3 protein-coding genes are annotated in these 3,270 nt (G+C 71.9%); all 3 read left to right on the plus strand.

Going from position 1 to position 3,270, the window contains the following annotated elements:
- On the plus strand, window positions 1–872 hold an 872-nt coding region (locus G6022_RS02925), incomplete at its 5' end, for a circularly permuted type 2 ATP-grasp protein (RefSeq protein ID WP_182690991.1).
- Window positions 865–2,742: a prolyl oligopeptidase family serine peptidase gene (locus G6022_RS02930; protein WP_182639838.1), complete on the plus strand. Its 1,878-nt coding sequence runs from the start codon at window positions 865–867 to the stop codon at window positions 2,740–2,742. The genes G6022_RS02925 and G6022_RS02930, both read left to right, overlap by 8 nt.
- Window positions 2,720–3,270, plus strand: a 551-nt coding sequence (locus tag G6022_RS02935) for an amidohydrolase (protein WP_182690992.1), incomplete at its 3' end; no start/stop codon positions are given. The genes G6022_RS02930 and G6022_RS02935, both read left to right, overlap by 23 nt.

Genomic DNA, 3,270 nt, shown 5'->3' on the forward strand with positions numbered 1-3,270 from the left:
GCGCACGGTCCGAGATCCACGATCCCCGGGTCGGCCTGGACATGCTGACGCAGACGCTGCGCGCGGCCGCGCCGGACGGCGTCGACGATCCGGCGATCGCGGTGGTGATCGCGGAGGACGAGCTCGGATCCTTCGACCTGGGCCAGGTCGCGGCCGCGATCGGCGGCCCGCTCGTCACCCCCGACCACCTGGTGGTCGAGGACAGTCGACTGTGGCGCGTCGACGGCGACGAGCGCAGCCCCGTCGACGTGCTCTACGTCCGTATGGACGAGGAGATGCTGCTCTCCTCCGAGGGGGCCGACGGAACCGTTCTGCGGCGCGGTCTGCTCGGCGCGATGGCGGAGGGCGGGGTGGCCGTGGTCAACGCCCCCGGCAACGGCGCGGCGGACGACAAGGCGATCTACGCGCGCGTGCCGGAGATCATCAACTTCTTCCTGGGCGAGAAGCCCCTCATCGGCCAGGTGGACACCTATCTCTGCTCCGACCCCGAGCAGCGTAAGCAGGTCCTCGACCGGCTGGGGGAGCTCGTGGTCAAGCCGATCGACGGGTACGGGGGCTCCGGCATCACCGTCGGCCCCGAGTGCACGCCCCGCGAGCTCGACGAGCGCCGCGACGAGCTGCGGCGGCACGGCGAGCGATTCGTCGCGCAGGAGGTCCAGGCCCTGTCCACCCTGCCGACGTTCGACGGGCACGAACTCCAGCGCCGGCACGTCGACATGCGGGCGTTCGTCATGCTCCGACCCGGGGACTCGGGTGAGATCCTCGCCTCCGCCCCGCCCGTCGCACTGACACGGGTGGCTCCGGCGGGCACGATGGTCGTCAACGCCTCGAGCGGGGGCGGGGGAAAGGACACCTGGATCCACCGTGCATGACACGACCGAGATCACCGAGGAGGCCGAGTCCCTGGACGTCGCCGGCCCACCCGACGACGCCGCCGGGGGGCCGGACGCGATCCGTCACACCACCTCTCCGTGCCTGTCCCCGGACGGGTCGATGCTGGCGTGCGTGGTCACCGAGCGCACCGGATACCCGCGGGCGGTGCAGCGGCCACTGGGCCTGGGGGGCCTCGACGGGGCAGGGCCGGAGCGCGACGTCGTGCTGCCCGTCAACGGCCCGGTCCGTCGAGTCGCCTACTCTCCCAACGGCAAGTGGCTGGCCTGTGAGGTGGCACCCGACGGCGGTGAGCGCGAGCGGATCTGGCTGGTCACGACCGATCCCGCGGACAAGGACGTCTACCCGATCGACACCCACCACGACGCCACCGAGCAGATCGTCTGCTGGGACGGCGACCTGCTGGCCCTGACCGCCTTCGACTCCGAGGGACTGGCCGAGGGCAGGCTGGTGGACCCGGAGACGGGCGAGAGCACGGTGGTCGACAGCCGGATGGGGGGCGCGCTCGTCCACGCCCGTGACGGGGCCGCCCTGTTCCGGGTGGGCGCGCGTGGCCACCGCGAGTTGCTCCGGATCGTCCCGGACGGCCGGTGGTGGCCGCTCCTGCCGGTCGACACCGGGTCCACCACGGATGCCGGAGTGATCCTGGACGCCGGGGGTGAGAACCGGCCCATGAAGATGCTCGTGCGCAGCGACCACTCCGCGGAGCGCATGGGCCTGCTCGCCGTGGAGGCGGACGAGGAGAGCACCGAGTCCTGGCCGGTGGCCTACCGGGAGGACGCGGACCTGGACCGGGTGGAGGTGAGCCTGGACCGTTCGACGGCGGTGCTGCTGTGGAACGTCCGCGGGGGCTTGTCGGAGATCGAGGTGCTCGACCTGAGCGGGGACCGGCCGCGGGTGATCGTCAGACCGCCGCTCCCCGAGGTCGTGGCGTCCTCGCCCACCCTCACCGCCGACGGCCGTCTGCTGGCGCTCACCGTGCAGAGCCTCGACCAGCCGCCGCGCATCGTCATGTACGACGTGGAGCGACGGAGGTGGACGGGAGAGCCGCCGAGGCAACCGGATCCGGCGCCGGTGCTGGTCCACTTCACGGCCCGCGACGGGCTGGAGTTGTCCGGCTGGCTGTACCGCGCAGACCCGGCCGACGAACCGACGCCCACGGTCGTGTACCTCCACGGCGGGCCCGAGGGACAGTCCCGGCCGGGGTACAACGACCTCGCCCGCCGGTACCTCGACATCGGCGTGACCTACTTCGCGCCCAACGTGCGTGGGTCCACGGGGTCCGGACGCTTCTTCAGCCACGCCGACGACCGCTACGGCCGCTTCGCGGGGATCGACGACGTCGAGGACGCGCTGTTGCACCTGGTCGAGGCGGGCATCGCCGACCCCGACCGGGCGGTGGTCTCGGGCCGCTCCTACGGCGGGTACCTCGTCAACGCGACCCTGGTCCGGCACCCCGGGCGGTGGCGAGGGGGCATCGCGGCGTGCGGGATGAGCGATCTCCAGAGTTTCTACCGCACCACCGAGCCGTGGATCGCCGCCGCCGCCTATCCCAAGTACGGGAACCCGCTGCAGGAGCGGGAACTACTCAGGGAGGCGTCGCCGCTACATCTGTATCACCATGTCGACGTCCCCGTGCTCTTCGTCCACGGGGCACACGACACCAATGTGCCGCTCAGCGAGACGGAGCAGGCCGTGGAGGCCTTGCGTCGCCGCGGCGTACCGGTGGACGTGCTGCTCTTCGAGGACGAGGGTCACGAGTTCGTGAAATTGGCCAACAGGCAGCTGCTCGGGGACCGGGTGGTCGACTTCTGTCAGGAGGTGTTCGGTGTTCGGACGCAAGAAGAGTGAACCCGGCGACGCGGACGGGTTCGAGGGACGACTGATCGGGTGGCGGCGCCACATCCACGCCCACCCCGAGTTGTCCTACGAGGAGACCGAGACCACCGACTACATCGAGGGTGAGCTCCGGTCGATGGGGCTCGAGCCGACGCGGTTCCGGATCGGCACCGGCCTGTGGTGCGACGTCCCGGCCGCCGACGGCGCCACCGCGACGGACGTCGTGGCCCTGCGCGCGGACATCGACGCACTGGCCATGGGCGAGGACTCCGGCGAGCCCTTCGCCTCGGAGGTCGACGGGGTCGCCCACACGTGCGGTCACGACGGCCACACCGCGATGCTCCTGGGCGCGGCCGAGATGCTGGTCGCCGACCCGCCGCCGCGCCCCGTGCGCCTGATCTTCCAGCCGGCGGAGGAGACCATGCCGGGTGGCGCCAAGGACTGCGTCGAGGAGGGCGTGGTGGAGGGCGTGGACCGCATCCTCGCGCTGCACTGCGACCCGCACCGCCGCGTCGGCGAGGTGGGCGTGACCGGCGGCGC

Source organism: Dietzia sp. Cai40 (genome assembly GCF_014145165.1).
Taxonomy (GTDB): Bacteria; Actinomycetota; Actinomycetes; order Mycobacteriales; family Mycobacteriaceae; genus Dietzia; species Dietzia natronolimnaea.